The sequence below is a fragment of the Staphylococcus sp. FW104-15G4D genome (genome assembly GCF_058790135.1).
In genome coordinates this window covers 14373-34606 of record NZ_JBYTCH010000003.1, presented here as the reverse complement: position 1 = coordinate 34606, position 20234 = coordinate 14373, and the positions used below count along the sequence as shown (strand labels likewise).

Annotated in this window: 21 protein-coding genes and 1 pseudogene; 14 read left to right on the top strand and 8 right to left on the bottom strand. The window is 32.8% G+C overall.

From position 1 onward, the window contains the following. Nucleotides 1-153: 153 nt before the first annotated feature. Nucleotides 154-225, bottom strand: a complete 72-nt coding sequence (locus AC3WQX_RS09730; RefSeq protein ID WP_095323428.1) for a PSM-delta family phenol-soluble modulin — start codon at nucleotides 223-225, stop codon at nucleotides 154-156. Nucleotides 226-315: 90 nt separating this feature from the next. Further along, nucleotides 316-384: an alpha-1/alpha-2 family phenol-soluble modulin gene (locus tag AC3WQX_RS09725; protein ID WP_098905584.1), complete on the bottom strand. Its 69-nt coding sequence runs from the start codon at nucleotides 382-384 to the stop codon at nucleotides 316-318. 614 nt (nucleotides 385-998) lie between these two features. Here AC3WQX_RS09725 and AC3WQX_RS09720 point away from each other — a divergent pair. The 3 genes from AC3WQX_RS09720 (at nucleotide 999) to AC3WQX_RS09710 (ending at nucleotide 5561) form a co-directional block, all read left to right on the top strand. Further along, on the top strand, nucleotides 999-2498 hold the full coding sequence (locus AC3WQX_RS09720) for an NADH dehydrogenase subunit 5 (RefSeq protein WP_023349895.1): 1500 nt from the start codon (nucleotides 999-1001) through the stop codon (nucleotides 2496-2498). A gap of 17 nt (nucleotides 2499-2515) precedes the next feature. After that, nucleotides 2516-5086, top strand: coding sequence for a DUF2309 domain-containing protein (locus AC3WQX_RS09715; RefSeq protein ID WP_023349894.1), 2571 nt, complete (start codon nucleotides 2516-2518; stop codon nucleotides 5084-5086). 106 nt (nucleotides 5087-5192) lie between these two features. Next, the gene (locus AC3WQX_RS09710) at nucleotides 5193-5561 is read left to right on the top strand and encodes a Na-translocating system protein MpsC family protein (protein WP_002434441.1); all 369 of its coding nucleotides are present in this window, start codon (nucleotides 5193-5195) and stop codon (nucleotides 5559-5561) included. Between the two features lie 41 nt (nucleotides 5562-5602). Here the strand turns inward: AC3WQX_RS09710 and AC3WQX_RS09705 are convergent, their stop codons facing one another. Beyond that, nucleotides 5603-5851, bottom strand: a complete 249-nt coding sequence (locus AC3WQX_RS09705) for a hypothetical protein (RefSeq protein ID WP_023349893.1) — start codon at nucleotides 5849-5851, stop codon at nucleotides 5603-5605. A 211-nt stretch (nucleotides 5852-6062) separates the two neighbouring features. Between AC3WQX_RS09705 and AC3WQX_RS09700 the strand changes: the two genes are divergently transcribed. The 6 genes from AC3WQX_RS09700 (at nucleotide 6063) to AC3WQX_RS09675 (ending at nucleotide 10978) form a co-directional block, all read left to right on the top strand. Next, on the top strand, nucleotides 6063-6746 hold the full coding sequence (locus AC3WQX_RS09700; RefSeq protein WP_023349891.1) for a GNAT family N-acetyltransferase: 684 nt from the start codon (nucleotides 6063-6065) through the stop codon (nucleotides 6744-6746). Nucleotides 6747-6815: 69 nt separating this feature from the next. Then, the gene (locus AC3WQX_RS09695; RefSeq protein WP_023349890.1) at nucleotides 6816-7493 is read left to right on the top strand and encodes a phosphatase PAP2 family protein; all 678 of its coding nucleotides are present in this window, start codon (nucleotides 6816-6818) and stop codon (nucleotides 7491-7493) included. 24 nt (nucleotides 7494-7517) lie between these two features. Next, the gene (locus AC3WQX_RS09690; protein ID WP_023349889.1) at nucleotides 7518-8369 is read left to right on the top strand and encodes a patatin-like phospholipase family protein; all 852 of its coding nucleotides are present in this window, start codon (nucleotides 7518-7520) and stop codon (nucleotides 8367-8369) included. 133 nt (nucleotides 8370-8502) lie between these two features. Continuing rightward, nucleotides 8503-9237 carry an alpha/beta hydrolase gene (locus AC3WQX_RS09685; RefSeq protein ID WP_023349888.1) on the top strand — a complete coding sequence of 245 codons (735 nt, stop codon included), beginning with the start codon at nucleotides 8503-8505 and terminating at the stop codon, nucleotides 9235-9237. A 33-nt stretch (nucleotides 9238-9270) separates the two neighbouring features. Continuing rightward, nucleotides 9271-9519, top strand: a complete 249-nt coding sequence (locus AC3WQX_RS09680) for a hypothetical protein (RefSeq protein ID WP_023349887.1) — start codon at nucleotides 9271-9273, stop codon at nucleotides 9517-9519. A gap of 130 nt (nucleotides 9520-9649) precedes the next feature. Beyond that, entirely contained in the window at nucleotides 9650-10978 is a 1329-nt protein-coding gene (locus AC3WQX_RS09675; protein ID WP_002469645.1) for a sodium-dependent transporter, read from the top strand. 49 nt (nucleotides 10979-11027) lie between these two features. Here AC3WQX_RS09675 and AC3WQX_RS09670 read toward each other — a convergent pair whose 3' ends face one another. Next, nucleotides 11028-11576 carry a hypothetical protein gene (locus AC3WQX_RS09670; protein WP_002434499.1) on the bottom strand — a complete coding sequence of 183 codons (549 nt, stop codon included), beginning with the start codon at nucleotides 11574-11576 and terminating at the stop codon, nucleotides 11028-11030. A gap of 78 nt (nucleotides 11577-11654) precedes the next feature. Beyond that, nucleotides 11655-12194: a pentapeptide repeat-containing protein gene (locus AC3WQX_RS09665; protein WP_023349886.1), complete on the bottom strand. Its 540-nt coding sequence runs from the start codon at nucleotides 12192-12194 to the stop codon at nucleotides 11655-11657. A 335-nt stretch (nucleotides 12195-12529) separates the two neighbouring features. On the opposite strand from AC3WQX_RS09665, the gene AC3WQX_RS09660 reads away from it, so the two are divergent. Beyond that, nucleotides 12530-13438: a PLP-dependent cysteine synthase family protein gene (locus AC3WQX_RS09660; protein WP_023349885.1), complete on the top strand. Its 909-nt coding sequence runs from the start codon at nucleotides 12530-12532 to the stop codon at nucleotides 13436-13438. Next, a complete protein-coding gene (locus AC3WQX_RS09655) occupies nucleotides 13431-14576 on the top strand; it encodes a bifunctional cystathionine gamma-lyase/homocysteine desulfhydrase (protein WP_002434084.1) in 1146 nt (381 codons plus the stop codon). Before AC3WQX_RS09660 ends, AC3WQX_RS09655 begins: the two co-directional genes overlap by 8 nt. A 98-nt stretch (nucleotides 14577-14674) precedes the next feature. Here the strand turns inward: AC3WQX_RS09655 and AC3WQX_RS09650 are convergent. Further along, a pseudogene (locus tag AC3WQX_RS09650) lies at nucleotides 14675-15607 on the bottom strand (alpha/beta hydrolase family protein). 517 nt (nucleotides 15608-16124) lie between these two features. On the opposite strand from AC3WQX_RS09650, the gene AC3WQX_RS09645 reads away from it, so the two are divergent. Beyond that, nucleotides 16125-17135 (top strand): CHAP domain-containing protein, encoded by a 1011-nt coding sequence (locus tag AC3WQX_RS09645; RefSeq protein ID WP_492740099.1) that lies wholly within the window; start codon nucleotides 16125-16127, stop codon nucleotides 17133-17135. Between the two features lie 74 nt (nucleotides 17136-17209). Here the strand turns inward: AC3WQX_RS09645 and AC3WQX_RS09640 are convergent, their stop codons facing one another. Together AC3WQX_RS09640 and AC3WQX_RS09635 are read right to left on the bottom strand one after the other, a co-directional pair. Then, entirely contained in the window at nucleotides 17210-18712 is a 1503-nt protein-coding gene (locus AC3WQX_RS09640; protein WP_023349882.1) for a glycosyltransferase, read from the bottom strand. A gap of 182 nt (nucleotides 18713-18894) precedes the next feature. After that, nucleotides 18895-19164 carry a hypothetical protein gene (locus AC3WQX_RS09635; RefSeq protein WP_002434052.1) on the bottom strand — a complete coding sequence of 90 codons (270 nt, stop codon included), beginning with the start codon at nucleotides 19162-19164 and terminating at the stop codon, nucleotides 18895-18897. Between the two features lie 183 nt (nucleotides 19165-19347). Here AC3WQX_RS09635 and AC3WQX_RS09630 point away from each other — a divergent pair, with 183 nt between their 5' ends. Both AC3WQX_RS09630 and AC3WQX_RS09625 read left to right on the top strand, forming a co-directional pair. After that, entirely contained in the window at nucleotides 19348-19743 is a 396-nt protein-coding gene (locus tag AC3WQX_RS09630) for an NUDIX hydrolase (protein ID WP_023349880.1), read from the top strand. A 9-nt stretch (nucleotides 19744-19752) separates the two neighbouring features. Then, nucleotides 19753-20217: a GNAT family N-acetyltransferase gene (locus tag AC3WQX_RS09625; RefSeq protein WP_037560384.1), complete on the top strand. Its 465-nt coding sequence runs from the start codon at nucleotides 19753-19755 to the stop codon at nucleotides 20215-20217. The last annotated feature ends 17 nt before the right edge of the window (nucleotides 20218-20234 follow it).

Here is a 20234-nt window from a genome sequence, read left to right as displayed (position 1 = left end):
TGTTTATTACAATAGTTATTTTAATTTTTAATATAAATAAACAAAAAGAAAGGGCGATTAGATAGTGGGGAGATCTATTATTCAAGTAGTAAGTGATTTGCAAATAAAAAAACCACTACCTTATTAGGTAGTGGTTTGGATAAAAATTATAGACTATTTTTTGAATTTTTTAACTAAGTCTACGATAGTTTTAACGATTTCGATGATAGTTGTAACGATACCCATGTTTGTTGCCTCCCTTCACAACATTGTATGTTAGAGAATTTTTATTGAATATTCATAAGCTATGAGTAATAGCTAAATGAATCAATAAACTTATTTGTTAGTGAATTTTTCAATTAAGCCTTTGACAACTTTAACGATTTGATTGATGATATCACTCATTAAAATTACCTCCTTTGCTTAGTTGATATGTATAGTTTAACGAGAAAGTGATGTTTTGGGTGTGATATTCCCTAACTCGTTTATTAAATAGCCTAAGTGAAATTTTTAGGTCATTAAGTTACACACAATTATTCCTAGATGTAGTTAAGTAGTGTAAACCTTTACAAAACCTTTACATTCATATTTTGAGCTTGTTCTTCACTTCACAATTTAACCTTATTTTAGGTAGAAAAATTGGTGTGACAAGCCAATTTAAATTGACATTAGTATTAAAATGAATTACATTTATACTAATGTGCGCAAAAGTAACAGCTAAGTCTTACTTTAGCGATTATGGATTTCGACATCCAAATTGATGAAGAAGAAAGAGTTTTTACTTTGCTATAAATGATATATAGGCAGCTTATTTAAATAAAGTTAATAATAGTACATGTTTAATTGATTAACATGTTTACTCTATATATACTTGAGTTGAATTGAAGCCTACAGTAGTTATAAATTCTTTTAAACCATCATTGTATTCAATGGTGGTGAAGGGATTAACTATTGTAGGCTTTTTTATTATGGAAATTAAGTGAAATAGAAGTCATTTTTGAAAAGTGGGGGTACGTGCAATGTTAAGTATGAGCATCATTTTAATAGTATTTTTTATAACACTTGTCATTGCTATACTGAGTGGATTAGTATTTCTCATTCCATCAGCACCAATTAAATACATTAAAATACACCTTTATCTCATTGTTCTACCAATTATTATTAGTGTTATAGGACTATTGAATGTTAGTGATAGAGAACAAATTGGGCCTTTTACAATGGATCATCTCGCGTGGTTAATGGGAAGTTTCATACTTATTTTAGGTTTTATTATTCAAAAGTTCTCAGTTCGTTATTTAATAGGTGATCGTAATTATCGTAAGTATTTTCCTCTATTTACGTTAATCACATCTTTTGCGTCTATTGCATGGTTGAGTGGAGATTTAAGGTTGATGGTTTTATTTTGGGGAGCAACGTTACTTTCTTTAACACTACTTATAAGAGTAAATCGTTCTTGGAAGATACCTTACGAGGCGGCTAAAGTATCTGGAAAGTCATTTGCTTTGGGATGGCTCTCATTACTTGTTGCTGTCATCTTATTATATGTAGCTACAGGAAACTGGCATATTAATGTCACTTTAGCAAACGATGACGTAATAACTAGTGGTATGAGATTCATCATTGATATGCTCATCGTTTTAGCAGTAATCGTACCTGCTGCTCAATTTCCATTCCAAAGTTGGTTAATTGAATCAGTAGCTGCACCTACGCCTGTTTCTGCGATTATGCACGCGGGCATTGTGAATGCGGGAGGCATAATACTAACACGGTTTTCACCTGTCTTTAATGACCCATTAGCAATTACTATCTTGTTAATTATCGCAAGTATTTCTGTATTACTAGGGTCTGGCATCAGCTTGGTACATGTGGATTATAAAAGACAATTAGTTGGTTCTACGATGAGCCAAATGGGCTTTATGCTTGTTCAATGTGCCTTAGGAGTTTACTCAGCAGCGATTATTCATTTAATTTTACATGGTGTATTTAAAGCAACGCTATTCTTACAATCAGGTTCGGTTGTGAAACGATTTAATATACCAACACCACCTAGCGCTAAGCGTTCTTATAGTTGGGTAGTATTAGGTCGTTGCTTAGCAATTATTATTGCTATTTTATTTTGGTTAGGTAGTGACCGTAGTGCATATGAAATTTTAAGTGCTTTAATATTGGCGTGGTCGCTAATGGTATCATGGAATCAAATGGTAGCATTTAGTAGAGGACTAATCGGTAGAGTGATAGGTATTATAATGATTGTTATTGTTGCTCTTGTTTATATTGTTACACATCATTATTTCTACAATACATTAAGTCATGTTTATATGAATGTTGCTCATCCACCATTAATGAGTGTGATCATTGGTATTTTAATTTTAGTGTTTGGAAGCGTTCTTAGTATTTGGGTTGCACGTCAGAGAGATTCAAAAGCGTTTGCTGTTTTGTATTTGTGGCTGGTTAAATTAGGTGAAGCCAAGACGAAATCAATCGAAAGTCACCCAACTTATCTGAAGAAATACTTATAAAAGAGGAGAGAAAGGTTATGACTCAATATCAACAAGATATGAATGAATTGGTATCACGTGCAAAACGTGTCATTACACCCTTATCACCTATTTCTATATTTGCTGCACGCAATCCATGGGAAAGTTTAGAAGATCGTACCTTTGATCAAGTTGCAAAGTGGATTAGAGAGGTAAGAGATATTGATATGTATCCTAACCATGCTTCTATTCATGCAGGAATTAAAAACGGAGAGATTGATAAGAAGGTGTTTGAAGACGTTCTTCAAGAAGATATAAACGCTTTTGATACGCCTCTCTCTGAAAATGAAGTTCACGCATATATGGATAATGCTAAACATTTATCTCACATTGATGAGGAATATTTTAATGAAAATGATCAAACAAAATTAGAAAAATGGGTGAAAGATCATTTTAAAGATTCTGTGAGTCAAACACGTGTTAGAGCTAAGAGTGCTGACCGTCTTAGTTCAAACGGAGAAAAACTTATCGATATTTTAGACGCACACATGATTAAATGGTCAAAATTATATTTAGACGATTTTCAATCAAGTTGGACAATGCCACAACGTGATAAAGGTTTTTATACAGCATGGTTACACTTAGCACAACACGACCCAATGTTACAGAAAGAACAACGTCAAAAAATTAAAATGCTATCTCATGATGTCAATGAAGCGATTTATCAAGCTTTTAAATATTTGAACATTAAGGAAGAAAACCAGCAAGCATATGTAGAAAGTCATTTATTATCATTACCTGGTTGGGCTGGAATGATGTATTACCGTGCAGAAAAAAATGAATTTGAAAAAGACTTACTTACTGAATATGTAGCTATACGCTTGTCTATGGAAGCATTGCTGATTAATAGTCAATTTGATACCTCTAATGGACTGCCTTTTCATATAAAAAAAGGTTTGGAGCAAGTTCATACGTTACTTTATCACAGCAACATGTCTGTAAGTGAATGGTTAGAGTTACCGGCGTCTAAACAGAGTGATTATTTAAAATTAGTAGAAACTTTTAGTCCGGCATATTTCCAGAAACTGTGGCTTTATGCGTGGGAAGAAACGCATGAAAATGAATTAGTTGAAAAAATCTATGATTCACCACGTAAGATACATGATAAACAAAGAACACAAGTACAACTAGCATTCTGTATTGATGTACGTTCTGAACCGTTTAGACGTCATTTAGAGAGTGAAGGTCCTTTCGAAACGATAGGTATAGCAGGATTCTTTGGTTTACCTATTCAAAAAGAAGTGCTAGATGAGCAATTTACGCATAATTCATTACCAGTCATGGTAGAACCTGCATATAAAATTAAGGAATATGCTGATCGACAAGAGTTAAATATGTATAATCAACAACAACGTTCTTTAACTTCGATGTTTTATACATTTAAACTAATGAAGCATAATGTATTACCTAGTCTATTATTACCCGAACTAAGTGGGCCATTTCTCAGTATTAATACTATTGCTAATACCATTTTACCGAAGAAAGCACATCAATTTGTGAATCGTCTTACAAAAAAATGGCTTCGTAAACCTGATGCCAAATTAACAATTGAAAGGGAACACGGTCAATACTCTGAATTACCGATAGGGTTTACTGAGGAAGAGCAAGTTCAATTTTCTAAAAATGCTTTACAATTAATGGATTTAACAAAAGACTTTGCACCACTTGTAGTTTTAGGCGGTCATGGTAGTGGGTCTCATAATAATCCTTATCATGCCACATTAGAGTGTGGCGCTTGTGGGGGGGCATCGAGCGGATTTAACGCTAAATTATTAGCTACCATGTGTAATATGCCATCTGTAAGAGAAGGGTTAGCCCAAGAAGGAATTCACATTCCTGAGGACACTGTTTTTATAGCTGCAGAACATAAAACATCAGTAGATCATTTAGAGTACATTTACATGCCACACTTAAGTGAAGCCGCACAACATGCTTTTAATCAATTAGAAGCAGCAATGCCTAAGGTAAGCTATAAAGCTAATTTAGAACGTCTAGGTGAATTACCGAGTATTGATGAACATCACAAGGATCCTATTGGTGAAGCGCATCGTTATGCAAGTGATTGGAGTGAAGTTCGACCTGAATGGGGATTAGCTAAAAATGCAGAATTTATAATTGGTAAACGTGAAATTACTGAGAATAGTGATCTAGAGGGGCGAGCATTCTTACACAATTATGATTGGGCGAAAGATGAAGATGGCCAAATTTTAAACACGATTATCTCGGGCCCTGCTCTTGTTGCTCAATGGATTAACTTACAATATTATGCGTCTACAGTGGCACCACACTTTTATGGTAGTGGTAATAAAACGACACAATCTGTGACTTCAGGTGTAGGTGTGATGCAAGGGAACTCAAGTGATCTAATGTATGGTCTGCCATGGCAATCAGTAATGGCAGGAGATAATGAGATGTATCATTCGCCAATACGCCTCCTTGTAGTTATCCAAGCGCCTGATGCGCATATTCAACGCCTGCTAAATGAAAATGATCATTTTCGTCGTAAAGTTGATCATCGTTGGGTCAGACTTGCTAGTATTGATGAAAATAATAGCTGGAAAGATTGGTAATTGTTAATTAGTGTGATAAAGAATTGTGATCTAAATTAACGCGATTTCGGAAATATCTAGATTAATGTTAAACTATAGTTAATCAAGATATAGGAGTAGTCTAGTTATGAAAAAGACTAAAGGTATTTATGAATCCGAAATTAGTAAAGCTATTACGCAATGGGAAAAGGACTTTCTAGGTAGAGGGTCATTATCTGTAAAAACTGACATTTTACGCGATATGATAATTGTTAATTTACAAGGTATATTAACACCTGCTGAATATCGTGTATGTAAGACGAACGAAGGCTTATTAAATATTAAGCGTACACGTTCAGAACTTGTCGAATCAGGAGAAGATGATTTAAATGCGATTATTTATGATTTGACAGGCGTAAAAGTTGTGACATTTCATAGTGATTTAAGCACAGTTACTGGTGAGCGCGTGATTGTTTTTAAATTAGAAGATAATTTTGAGAAAAGAATAAATCAATAAACGGAATGAAGACAGTACTATCAAAGAGATAGTGCTGTTTTTTACTTTAGATGAAATAAATCATTGACGTATACAACTAAACGATAGATGATTCCCATTAAATTAGGAATAATAACCATTGTGGCGATTAACTTTTCAGATTTAAATGCAATTAAACTTAAAATAATAGGGATTATATAAAGTATAAATAACCATAATAATAACGTGTCAAAGTTGGGATGGAATGGTATAAAAAAGCGTATAAGTGTAATAATGAGAGCAATGTAAATGAGTATTCGCTTATCCTTCAAAATATTCCTTCCTAACATATATAAAATAGATAAAACTTATTATACATTAATATTCATGTAATAAGTATAAAATCTTAATGATAAATGATAGCTTAGTGCATAAATTAATACAAGAGATTGTTTGAAAAAGTAATTGATTAGAATTTGAGGTAGAATGAGAAATAATAAATCATTTAGCAAGTGAATTTGTGGTTAAAGTGAGGCGTATTCAATGAGAATAAATCAATTTAATCAGCCTATAGGGGATGAAGTATCTCATAATTATCAATTCCAATTTCCTAAAAAAGAACAATTAGACGGAAGGTATAGTTCATTAGTTAAATTAAATGAATCTCATATTGACGATTTGTTTCAAGTTTTAGGTAAGGAAGATAGTCGGCCTAGTTGGACATATTTATTTGAGAATCCAATTCTACAAAAAGAGGAATTTAATAAGTACATCCAACGTTTAATACACAAGGAGGACTCAGTATTTTACGCAATTATCGATCGCAATCAGCAACGTGCATTAGGCTATGTCTCACTAATGAGGATAAATCAAAATCATGGCTCAATTGAGATAGGTAATGTACATTATTCTAATCAGTTAAAACGTACAAGAGTTGCTACTGAAATCCAATTTTTATTAGCACAATATGTCTTTGAAGGTTTAGGTTATCGGAGATATGAATGGAAATGTGATCATTTGAATGAGCCTTCTAAAAAAGCTGCACAACGCTTAGGATTTACCTTTGAAGGTGTGTTTAGACAGGCAGTTATTTATAAAAATAGAAATCGTGATACTGCATGGTTTTCTATGATCGATAAAGAGTGGCCTCAAATAAAAAAGAGATATGAAATTTGGCTAAAACCTCAAAATTTTGATGAAAAAGGCAATCAAGTTAATAAGTTGTAAAAAGTTAGTTTTAAGAAGAACAAGAATATGATTTATCTTCTATCACAACTAAGAGAAATAGGTGTTTAAATGAAGATTGAAAGGTTGAATTTAATAAAAGTAACAATTCCTTTGCTTATCATGTTGCTTATTATTTTTAGTTTTATGATGTATGGTGTAATGACAAACTGTCACTTACTCAAAGTTATAGATAAATCATCTTTAGAGTGGTTTACACAATGCTTTGGTCACCCACCAAGAGTATATGAAGGTGATATTTTAAATTTATATATGACTTTTTGTGCTACAGTTGGCGATGTAAGTGCCGTTCTTAAATTAGCATCAATACTCGTTATATGTTTGTTTATTTTCAAAAATAAACATCAAGCGATATGGGTATTATTATTAATGACTACAGGTACATGGATTAATTATCTTATTAAGCAAACTGTGGAAAGACAGCGTCCATTTAGTCATTTAGCTATTGATTCTGGATGGTCCTTTCCTAGTGGTCACTCTAATGCGAGTACCTTACTCTTTTTAGTGATTATGCTTACAATTGTACCTGTTATAAAAGTAAAAGTGATTCGAATCATTATTATAATTGTAACAAGCATACTCTGGATAAGCATTTTGTTTTGCAGATTATATTTTCATGCACACTATCTCACTGATGTTATTGGCGGTGGAACATTAGCAGTTGTATGGGTATTACTATTTATAATGGCTTACCCTTTGTTTACTTTACGGAATAATAAGAAAAACTAGAGTGATATAAGGAGTTTAGATAATATGGGAAATGATAAAGCACTTGTACTAGGCGGCGGTGGAATCACAGGAATGGCATGGGAAGCAGGTGTTCTAGCAGGATTAATTGAAAATGATATAAATGTATCTAGTGCCGATGCGATTATTGGGACATCAGCTGGTTCATTTATTGGTGCTATATTAGCAAATCAAGTGGATATGAAATCCTATTATTTAGAATTACCATCTCAAATTAGTTCGAATGATAGAGGTTCATTAAATTCGGATTTATATCGTCTTTGGCAAAATGCATTTGTTGTAGGCAAAGATGATCCAATTAAAGTAGGTCAAATGCTTGGAGATATTGTTTATACGCATCCGTCTAAAATGCCATTAAACCAACGTATGCATGCAGTCCGTCAGCGCTTAGGTAATGTGGATTGGACAGGTAATCTTTTTATAACCGCTATTAATGCCAAATCTGGACAGCTAGCCACTTTCAATAAAGAGAGCAACATACCGTTAGAAGAAGCGGTAGCAGCAAGTGGTGCTGTACCAGGTTTATGGCCTCATATACGCCTATTAAATCAAGATTGGATTGATGGAGGAATGACTTCTCCAGCAAATGCAATGGTAGCTAAAGATTTTAAAAATATCATTATCATAGCCCCGCTAGCTGATGGTTATGGAAATCTACCTAGTGTAAACGATGATGCAAATAAATTAAATAAAAATAGTAATGTAATTACTGTCACACCAAATAATGATAGTCAAAAAGCTATTGGTGAGAACATTTATAGTCCTGATAATTTAATTAATATTGGGCATGCTGGTTATGAGCAGGGCATATCAATAGCTGGAGAAATCAAACAACATCATCATGTATGGATGTCATAGATACCATCACCCATTTGTTAAATTAAATAGAATAGCTCAATAATAATGTATTTTTAAATGATTCAGTCTATCTGTATCATGCGAGCCGTCTAAAATTGAGAAAACGTAATTATATTAGGAGTGACATTAAGAAATGAAGATTAAAGCACCTCAACCAATTTATTTAAAGGGAAATCGTGACCAAGCGATTCTCTTATTACACTCTTTTACAGGTACAGTGCGCGACGTCAAGCACTTAGCAACAACCTTAAATGACCAAGGTTTTACCTGTTATGTGCCAAACTATCCAGGTCATGGTTTACCATTAGATCAATTTACGGAATTTGATATTAATGATTGGTGGAATGAAGTTAAAGATGCGTATCACTTCTTAGAGGACGAAGGTTATCAACATATCTATGCTACAGGTGTTTCTTTAGGAGGATTGTTTACGCTTAGGCTAGCTGAGCAATTTAATTTAGAGCGAATAGCTGTCATGTCAGCACCTCATAAAAAAGGTGAGAGTGGTATTGCTAAAAGACTTGAAACTTACGGGCGAAGAATAAATCAAATTTTAAACTTCGATGACGCAGAAAGCTTTGATCAATTGGAAAATATTCAAAAGTATAATAAACAAATTGAGGTTTTTCAAAATATCATTGATGATATCATTTCTCATCTTGATAGAATTACAATTCCAACTAAGGTAATGTATGGCGAGCAAGATGATAAGGCGTATTCCCATAGTGCGCAATTTATTTTTGACCATATTGCTTGTGAGGATAAAGAATTGAATTCTTTTGAAAGAAGCGGTCATTTAATGACATATGGAGAGGGCCGAGAAGCATTAGAACAAGCTATTGTTGAATTTTTTAACGATAACGAGTAAGAGCTATAAAATATTAAAGGAGACTAATAGTTTATGAAACGCACATTCTTACTTACTTATACAACTATTTCAGGTAAAACTTATACAGAATTTAAAACTTTTGAAAATGGTCCCGACCATGACACTTGTGTGAGACGTATTATAGATGAGTTTGATGAACTCCCGTATCTATATATTAAAAAAGATATTGTTCATTATATTAATGTAAATCATATCGAGAGTTTAGATATTGAGGAAGTATCTGAGGGGCAAAATATTGTTTATGGATTAGATGATGAGTAAAAGTTAAAATTCAAAAATGTTAAATCTAATTATTCTGACAATATATAGGTACATTGCACTTAAAATCAACTCGTGATACAGTGGTATTTAAGCACAAAAACACTTTAGCGCTTTAAAGGGAGTTGGTAAAATGAGCAACCAATCGCAGTGGAAGACATCTACCGGTTTTATCCTAGCTAGCGCAGGTTCTGCAATTGGCTTAGGCGCAATGTGGAAATTCCCATACATGGCCGGAATATACGGCGGTGGCGCATTCTTATTAATGTTTTTGATTTTCACTATTTTTGTAGGACTTCCGTTACTCATAATGGAATTTACTGTAGGCAAGATGGGGCGTACATATACGACTCAAATTTATAGTAAATTAACTGGTAAGAAATGGTTAAATCTCATTGGATGGAACGGGAATTTAGCCGTATTAATATTATTTGGATTTTATAGTGTTATAGGTGGTTGGATCATCATCTATATGGGCAATGTTATTGTACAAGCACTATCTTTCAAGCCCATTTCTCTAACTAGTATCAAATTTGAAGATATTATTAGTAATCCTTGGCTAACAGTACTCGGACAGGGGATATTTATTTTTCTAACGATGATTATTGTTATGCTCGGTGTTGAAAAAGGTTTGGAAAAAGCATCTAAAATTATGATGCCATTATTATTTATCTTTTTATTAATTATTGTAGTAAAATCTTTAACTTTAGACGGTGCGCTAGAGGGCGTGCGCTATATTTTACAACCAAGACTTCATGATGTCTCAATGGAAGGTGTGCTCTTTGCATTAGGGCAATCTTTCTTTACTTTATCACTTGGTACAACAGGAATGATTACTTATGCAAGCTACGCACCAAAAGAAATGACTATTAAATCTTCAGCAATTTCAATTGTAGTTATGAATATTCTAGTGTCTATCTTAGCAGGTTTAGCCATTTTCCCAGCTTTAAAAGCGTTTGGTTACCAACCTCAAGAAGGTCCTGGTTTATTATTTAAAGTTTTACCATTAGTGTTTAATCAAATGCACTTTGGAGCGATTTTCTACTTTATCTTTTTAGTATTGTTTTTATTTGCAGCATTGACATCTTCTATTTCATTGTTAGAGTTAAATGTTTCTAACTTTACTAAAAATGATAATCGCAAACGTAAACCAGTAGCATTTATAGGCAGTGTATTAGTATTTGTGATTAGCATTCCGGCTACCCTTTCATTTAGTAGTTTAAGTGGTGTGAAAATAGGTGCGGGCACCATCTTCGATAACATGGATTTTATTGTTTCAAACATTCTAATGCCAATAGGTGCTTTAGGTACCACATTAGTTGTAGGTCAATTGTTAGATAAAAAGTTATTACAAGAGAGCTTTGGTAAAGACAAGTTCAAATTATTCTTACCTTGGTATTATTTAATTAAATTTGTAATGCCAGTGGTGATTATATTAGTCTTTATCGTTCAATTAGTATAAAAGGGATCGTTACCAGAAAAATAATTCATTGGTAACGATCCCTTATTTTTTAGTTAAAGTATGCTTCAAGATATGCTTTATCTAGTTTAAGTAACTCTACAAAATCATCAGACATAATTTCTTCGCTTAATTCAATATTTTTATCTAAAATAAAATGTGCTAATTTTTCATTTTCTTCATTAGACTCGAAGAACGTTTTAGCATTTTCTACAATGCTACTATCGCTATAAATGATGAGCGCTCTACCATAAGGTAAGTCACGTTTACTACGTTGATAAGCAGGTTCTAATAAACTCATTACTTTAGCGCCATTTTTATAATTAAAAGCTGCATCTAAATCACTTTTAACCTTATCATTAATATTGGATAAACGTTCTTTTTCTGGTTCGTTATCAGGTCTAAACTCATCTTTTAAATATTCTTTCCAATCATTTAAATCTTTTTGTATTTGTTGTTCAAGCTTTTTACTATCTTCCGAATTTGAATCATTAAGTTGTTTAATTTTCTCTATATTTTGCTTAATTTTATCAAAAGATGTTAAATCTTCTTTATTTAAATTACTTTTATCAAATTCTTCATAATGGCCAGTGACATTCATATAAAGGCCTCCTCAAAAGTTTTAATTTAGGTTTAATTTACCTAGCTTAGACCTATCTTAAACATAATTATATTAAATCTACTTTGAAGGTTGAACATTCTCTAATTCGACGTGTTGCTTTTGTAATTCACTTATAAGTTTTTGAGACATTGTAGCATTTTTAATGACTACATTATCGAACGCACAATTTTTGAATTTAACATTTTCAAATGAAGCATTATCAACTTCAACATTTTTAAAGTTAACGTTTTTGAATGTAGTGTCCGTCATTTTAACATTACGAGCGAGATTTTCGTCGAACAAGATATCTTGGAAGACCATGTTATTAAGAACAGTTTCATCAAATGATGTATTCACAAACGTTGTGTCTTTATATTGATTCTTATAAAAATGAACACTCTCGAAGATGCAATTATTAAAACCACATGTAGTGAACTTACTATTAGAAATCGCTTTTATATTTTTAAAAATACCTTCATTAAAGTTGCAGTTTTTAAAACGACTTTTATTAACTTCTAATTCATCATACATTGAATTTCTAAAATTAGACGATGTATAACGTAGATTTTTAAAATTTTCTTTCGTAAATACTGATAAGGACAAGTCACGTTTCGTCATAATTTGTTATCTCCTTTAGTTTATAATTTCTCTCAATTTTGGATTCATATATTTAGATGTGTATATACATCTTTAACTTAGCTCTATTCACTTTAATGATAACATGTTGCACATATAATCACATATGATTGACTTTTAATTAATTTCTAAGGATTTTATATTTCGCAAAAGTAATTTGATTTCTTCGCTTAGTATGTGTTTTCATTTTCGAAAATTGCAAAAAGGGAAGGTTTCGTTTATAATTCATACCTGATAAGTAAGAATTTAAAAAACATAAATTAGAAAGTAGGTTACGTTCGTAAGGCGTGTAGAGCGTTAATCGGACAAGATGGAATATGATAGCTTATGATTTAATTGGGCAGACACCACTGGTGTTATTGGAAAGTTTTAGTGATGAAAATGTAAAAATATATGCGAAACTAGAGCAATTCAACCCTGGAGGCAGTGTAAAGGATCGTCTAGGAAAATATTTAGTTGAAACGGCAATTGAGGATGGGCGTCTCAAAGAAGGTGGCACAATTGTTGAGGCGACAGCTGGAAACACTGGTATAGGACTTGCCATAGCTGCGAACCGTTTCAGAGTCAAATGCGTTATTTTTGCACCGGAGGGCTTTTCAGAGGAGAAGATCTCAATTATGAAAGCGTTAGGTGCAGATGTTAGGCGAACACCAAAAGTTGACGGTATGATCGGGGCGCAAGAAGAAGCGAAGTCTTATGCTAAAAAATACAATGCGTTGTATATGAATCAATTTGGTACTGAAGACAATCCTGGTGCATATACGAATACCTTAGCCAAACAGATCACTCATCAATTGGACCATATTGATTATTTCGTAGCGGGTGTAGGTTCAGGCGGTACATTTACTGGTGTTGCAAAACATATGACAACACTGGGAGTTAAGAATTATATAGTTGAGCCTCAAGGATCTATTTTGAATGGAGGCCCAATACACGCGCATGCGACAGAGGGCATAGGTTCTGAAAAGTGGCCTACATTCTTAGATAGAGATTTAGTGGATGGCATATTTACTATTTCAGATAAGGATGCCTTTAATAACGTCAAACTCATCGCTAATAAAGAGGGATTACTAGTAGGAAGTTCATCTGGTGCTGCATTGCAAGGTGCCTTAGAATTAAAAAAACACATTAAAAAAGGCGTAATCGTAACGATATTCCCTGATGGTAGTGACCGTTATATGTCGAAACAAATTTTCAATTATAAGGAGAGTAATGACAATGAATAAAAAAACGCAAATGATTCATGGTGGACATACAACTGACGATTATACTGGAGCAGTAACAACGCCAATTTATCAAACAAGTACGTATTTACAAGATGATATCGGTGATTTAAGACAAGGGTATGAATATTCACGTACAGCTAATCCAACACGTGCGTCACTAGAGAGTGTTATTGCGGATTTAGAACATGGTAAGCATGGGTTCGCGTTTGGTTCAGGCATGGCCGCGATTAGTGCAGTTATAATGTTGCTAGATAAAGGTGATCATTTAATTTTAAACTCTGATGTCTATGGAGGAACATATCGTGCATTAACTAAAGTATTTACACGATTTGGTGTAGAAGTTGATTTTGTAGATACAACGCATATTGAAAATGTTGAAAAATACATTAAGCCAGAAACTAAAATGTTATACATTGAAACACCATCAAATCCATTATTACGTGTAACTGATATAAAAGCATCAGCTGAAATTGCTAAAAAACACAATCTTATCTCAGTGGTAGATAATACATTTATGACACCTTATTATCAAAATCCTCTAGATTTCGGAATTGATATCGTTTTACACTCGGCAACTAAATATATTGGTGGACATAGTGATGTGGTCGCTGGTTTAGTAGCAACTGCTGATGATGAATTGGGTGAGCGTTTAGGTTTTATTTCTAATTCAACAGGGGGCGTTCTTGGACCTCAAGATAGTTATTTATTAGTAAGAGGTATTAAAACACTTGGTTTACGTATGGAACAAATCAATCGCAATGTTGAAGGTATTGTTAAAATGTTGCAAGACCACTCGTCAGTTCAACAAGTTTTCCATCCAAGTATAGAAGGTCATTTGAATCATGATATTCACCAATCTCAAGCAAGTGGACACACTGGTGTTATTGCGTTTGAAGTGAAAGACACTGAAGCGGCTAAACAAGTGATTCATGCTACAAAATATTTCACTTTAGCTGAAAGTTTAGGTGCAGTTGAAAGTCTTATTTCAGTGCCAGCATTAATGACACATGCTTCTATACCAGCGGATGTCCGCGCAAAAGAAGGTATTACTGATGGCTTAATTCGATTATCAATTGGTATTGAAGATACAGATGATCTTGTGAATGATTTAAGTCATGCATTAGACACATTAAATTAGTTAATCATTTAAAGAAACGGTAATGTTTATTTAGACGAATAAACATTACCGTTTTTTTTATTTTGATAAAACAATTTTTAGAGTGTGCAGTTTTAATTTTAATGCATTTTAGATTGAATGATTCCCATTGCATTTTTATCATCTAAAACGGATTGAGCATGTTTCCAACTATCGTGTTCAATATCCAATAATGAACGTAAATATGTCCAAGTAACATACTGTACTAATGATACTCGCTCTGGATTTTCATCTGTGGTTTCTTTCACTTCATATCCAGCTATGCCGCCAAGAGAATGTTCGGCATTATATAATTTAAGCAATGATTTTTTACCGGGACTTAAATAGTAAGGTTCTTCCATCCATTCAGGCCCTAACTGTGTTAATGGAGAATCATCCTTATCCCCAACAATAATAAGAGCAGGTTTGGACATGTGTTTAAATGTCGGATGAAGGAATGGGAAGTTATCTTTGGCGAATTGAGTTAATTTATCTCCACCTTCACCTGAAGTTGCTAACAGTACACCGCCTTTCACTCTTGAATCTAGGTAATCGGTATAAGAATTTGTTAATGGATCAAAGACTTGTAGACCAAGTAGGTTGCCGGCAGTCTGACCTCCGAATGAATGACCCACTACTGCAATATTATCTTTATCAATTCGTTGATGTAATGTTGGAATTTCTTCAGTGACTTGATCTAAATGATCGATGATATTTTTCATATCTTGCACTCTATATCTCCAGAGTTCTGATTGTCTTTTATCATCTTTATCTAAATTTATCGTTCTTGAATCTAGAAAAGTTGGTTGAATAACTATGAAACCATGACTCGCGTAAAAATCAGCTAAGGGTCCATAGCCCTCCATAGATGAACCAAACCCATGTGCTAACAATATAATAGGAAGGTGATGACCTTCTTTAGGGAAAGAGACCTTTAGCTATAAATCTATTCCTCTATAGGAAGCGGGTAGTACAATAGGCTTCATTGACAACATTGACGTTGAAGTTGGTGTTTTAAATTCACTTAAACTCATAATCTCTTCCTTTCTTTATAGAAATGAGGTGCTTCTGAGTATATTAAAAAGCATAAGTATAATGAATTAATTTGCTTAAAATTCAAGATATTTAAGAGGATGAAAAGAATGATTACTAACACTGGCGACAAAATATCATTTTGTCGGCAGTATATTCTTGCTTTAGGCATTATGAAAGTTATGTAAATATCTTTGTTTTTATTGAACGTTCTACTTAATTCGTTTATCTTTTGATATTACTTTTTAAATAGAATGAAAATTGTATTCAGTTGTGAGGGTAATACTGTGTAGTTGTCATTAGTGAATTCGTAATAAAATTGTCATTGTAATTTATGATAAATTGTATTAGTTTAGATAGGCATAATGATATTTGTCTGGAGTGCTATTTTTTAAATGAAATAATATTTTGTAATCATAATGTCATCTAAAACACACATCCTATACATAATTAAAGAGTATAATGTGCTTGTATTAAAAAATTCGGGAATAAAAAAAGACAAGTAGAGGAGGATTTCAAGTGCAAAAAAAATATATTACTGCCCTTATCGGAACAACAGCAATTAGTGCTTTAGCAACTACGCAAGCACATGCAGCAACGACACATACAGTAAAAAGTGGAGAATCAGTTTGGTCAATTTCTCATAAATACGGTATTTCAATTGCTAAATTAAAATCACTTAATGGCCTAACTTCAAACTTAATTTTCCCTAATCAAGTACTTAAAGTATCAGGATCATCATCTAGCGCGTCAAAATCTAAGACATCATCTAATAGTGGTTCAGTGTACACTGTAAAAGCGGGAGACTCATTATCATCTATTGCAGCTAAATACGGAACTACTTATAAAAATATTATGAAGTTAAATGGTTTAAATAACTTCTTAATTGTACCTGGTCAGAAGTTAAAGGTTTCTGGATCAGTATCAACGTCTAAATCTACAAGTGGCTCTAAAAAAACGGCTTCAAGTAGCTCAGGTCGTACATCTACGTACACTGTTCAATATGGTGACTCTTTATCATTAATTGCAAGTAAGTACGGTACTTCATATCAAAAAATCATGCAATTAAATGGACTTTCTAATTTCTTTATCTACCCAGGTCAAAAATTAAAAGTGCCAGGTGGAGGTAGTGGAGGTTCAAGTAGTTCATCTACTAGTAAATCAACTCCAAGTGGTGGCTATTATACGCCAGTTTTCTACCACCAAAACTTATATACATGGGGTCAATGTACTTGGCACGTGTTTAACCGTCGTTCTGAAATCGGGAAAGGTATCAGCATATATTGGTGGAATGCAAATAATTGGGACAACGCAGCAGCTGCAGATGGTTATACTATTGATTATAATCCGACAGTAGGTTCAATTGCTCAAACTGACGCTGGTTACTACGGTCATGTAGCCTTTGTTGAACGCGTGAATAGTGATGGTAGTATTTTAGTCTCTGAAATGAACTGGAGTGCAGCACCAGGTTACATGACTTATAGAACTATCCCTTCATATCAAGTTAGAAATTATAAATTTATTCACTAAGTGATATATCATTTAAACAATAAATTAAGCTGACGAGGTCACTCATCCTCGTCAGCTTTACTGTGTTTAGATGTTTAAATTAAATTGAGATTTCTTAGTAAGTGATGATAATTCTTTACTGCTGCAGAATATGTTAATTTCTCTTGATTTCTTACATTTCTTAATGGATGTTCCACAATGTCTATCATTCGATGAGCTAATTGCTCGATGTGATTTTCCTCTATTAAATAACCATTTTCTCCATGATTGATAATTTCGTTAGGTCCATATCGAACGTCATATGATAGAACAGGGCAACCCATTTCAATACTCTCCATAATAGTCAATCCAAAACCTTCATACTTACTTGTTAATATAGAAGCTTTCGATTTTTCAAATTCTACTAAAGGCTTTTTTGTGTATCTTGAAATTTTAACCATATCTTCAAGATGGTACTCAGCAATCAAGCTTCTCATCATAGGTAATTGATTATCTTCATCCCTACCAAATAAATGTAATTTTGTTTGATGACCACTTTTAACAAACTTATCATAAGCCTTAATTAAATGATCCATTTGTTTTTCACTACTAAATCTACCGATATAAATGAAACGATCTTCTTGTATAACTTCATTTTCACCTTTTCTATGATTGAGTTCTATAAAATGAGGTATGAGTTCAAAGCGTTCGTTTTCAATAGGATACATCTCTTGAATATCTTTCATTTGTTGATGCGTAAGTACTATATATTTATCCACGTTATTGCTATGTTCTAAAGCATATTTATAAGATTTTTTAGTTTTACCCTCTTTTAAATGCGAACTATGAAAGACTAAGATATTTTTAGTCTGATGTGTTTGTTTAATTAATGGTGCATCTAAAAATCTTGCATCACTAAACACCACATCGTTGTCTTTAAAACGCGATTGAAAGTAATATTGCGCAAGTACTTTATCATTTTTAAAAGTTTTAATAACTTTGCCATTTTCGTATAACTCGACGCAGTTAATTTTATTTTTCTCATTATTATTAAAATATCTTTTACAATACATGGTACCTTCAGCATCTATTAATTCATCACTGTGTCTTATTGATGAGTTATTTACATAGAAAATTTTTCTGTGAAGTAAGCCATATAAATTATATTCATGTCGCTCATACTTTAAACCAGTTGAAGGCGAGATATAGTCTTCATATTGAAGAACATCAGATTGGCCATAATATTTGCGAAAACGGACATATGACTTCTTATTATAGTAATAAACCTCGCTTTGGTCTTTGCCTAATTCGTATTTTAGACCTTTAATTTTACGTTTAGTTTTAACGTATTTAGGATTTTTAGTAATAAAAGTTTTGGGAACCTTATAAAGTTTGAAATTAGACAACCATTCATACATATTTTCAAACTCTATATTTTTAGTAATTTTATTTTCTTTTAAAAAACGTTTGTAGACACTTGGGTAGTTGCCATAATAGTTTGTGGTAAGAATTTTAGTAGGTAAGTTAAATTCTTCATCTATAAGTTTGATACGTCTTAAAAGAGCTTGGGTTCTTCCACCGTGAGAAATAGGAAGTGTTGTTGTGACAGTGTAAAGCATGTAAATGTCTCCTTTAGTAGTTACCTTCATACTGTTGCATTAGAATACTATCAAAAATTAATTATCACACATGTTAAAGATTTTTATGAAAATTACAAGAAAATCGAATAAAAAAAGACGAAACAATTAGTACATTCTTTAAGAATGAATAACGTTTCGTCTTCCTTTCTCAATCATAATCTTTAATATTCATTTTTAACTTTACGGAAACTAGTAAATAAGCGTAAACCGTTTATCGCGAATGAAGTAAGCGCACCTAATTTACGTAATTTTGATGGTGACTTAATAGATACATAAAAATCGATGATTGTACCAATAGCACTTAGACCTAATGATAAATATACCATTTGTTTATTTTTAGCATCGTGACGTATTCCATTATAACCGTCGACGATGAAACCTGCCATGTTAAATAAGTTAGATAAACGTACAGCGCCAGTTTGTTTTGCCATAAAAATTCCCTCCGAATGATATCTTTGCATGAAAAGCATACGCTCATAAATGATTGATATATTGTTATACTCAAAATTATCCATTTTGAACTCAATCACTTCATCATTTAATTTATGATAACATAATACTAAATATAAAAAGCTTTTTGAAGTAATAAAGAATAGGGTAGGGTGTTTATTCGAATGATTAAATGTGTTTGTTTAGTTGAAGAGAAAGAAAATCAAATTTTACTCGTTCAAGTTCGTAATAGAGATAAATATTATTTCCCGGGTGGTAAAATCGATGAAGGTGAAAGCTATGTTGAGGCGTTACAACGAGAACTTAAAGAAGAGTTACGCCTCGATTTGGTTGAAACTGATTTAGAATTTATAGGCACCGTTGTTGGAAAGGCATATCCTCAACCAGATACGCTTACTGAATTAAACGGATTTAAAACGACAAAAGCTATTGATTGGTCCAGTATAACTACTGACAATGAAATTACTGATATTAGATGGTTTAATATCAATGATTCAGAGAACATAGCACCTGCCGTATTGACTTGGATAGACCAATTTTCTAAAAAAGCTAAAGGCTAGGTGAAAAATGTGTATTTAAAAGCATATGAACCGGAATTATTTGAGCAAGTCGAAAACTTAGAAATTTTAGAAAGTGACTATAAATTTACGAAATCACCAGTTGAAAACATCAAATCGGCTAATCAAGATAGTGATAGACATCCTACGTTAGTTATGAATAATGAGTCGTGTATCGCGTTTTTCACTTTACACGAAGGAAATGGGCCTAAACCATTCACTGATAATCCAAAGGCCATTTTCTTTAGATCATTTAGTGTTGATCAACGTTATAGAGGACAAGGCATAGGTAAGAGGACCCTTGAAATATTGCCTGCATATATTAAACAACATTATCCACGCATTAATGAAATTACATTAGCAGTAAATACAGATAATGAGAAAGCAATCAATTTATATGAGCAAGCTGGTTATCGCCACACGCAAGATAGTGAATTAATAGGGCGACCTGTTTACGTGATGTCGCTAAAAATTTGATCATAATAATAAGACCC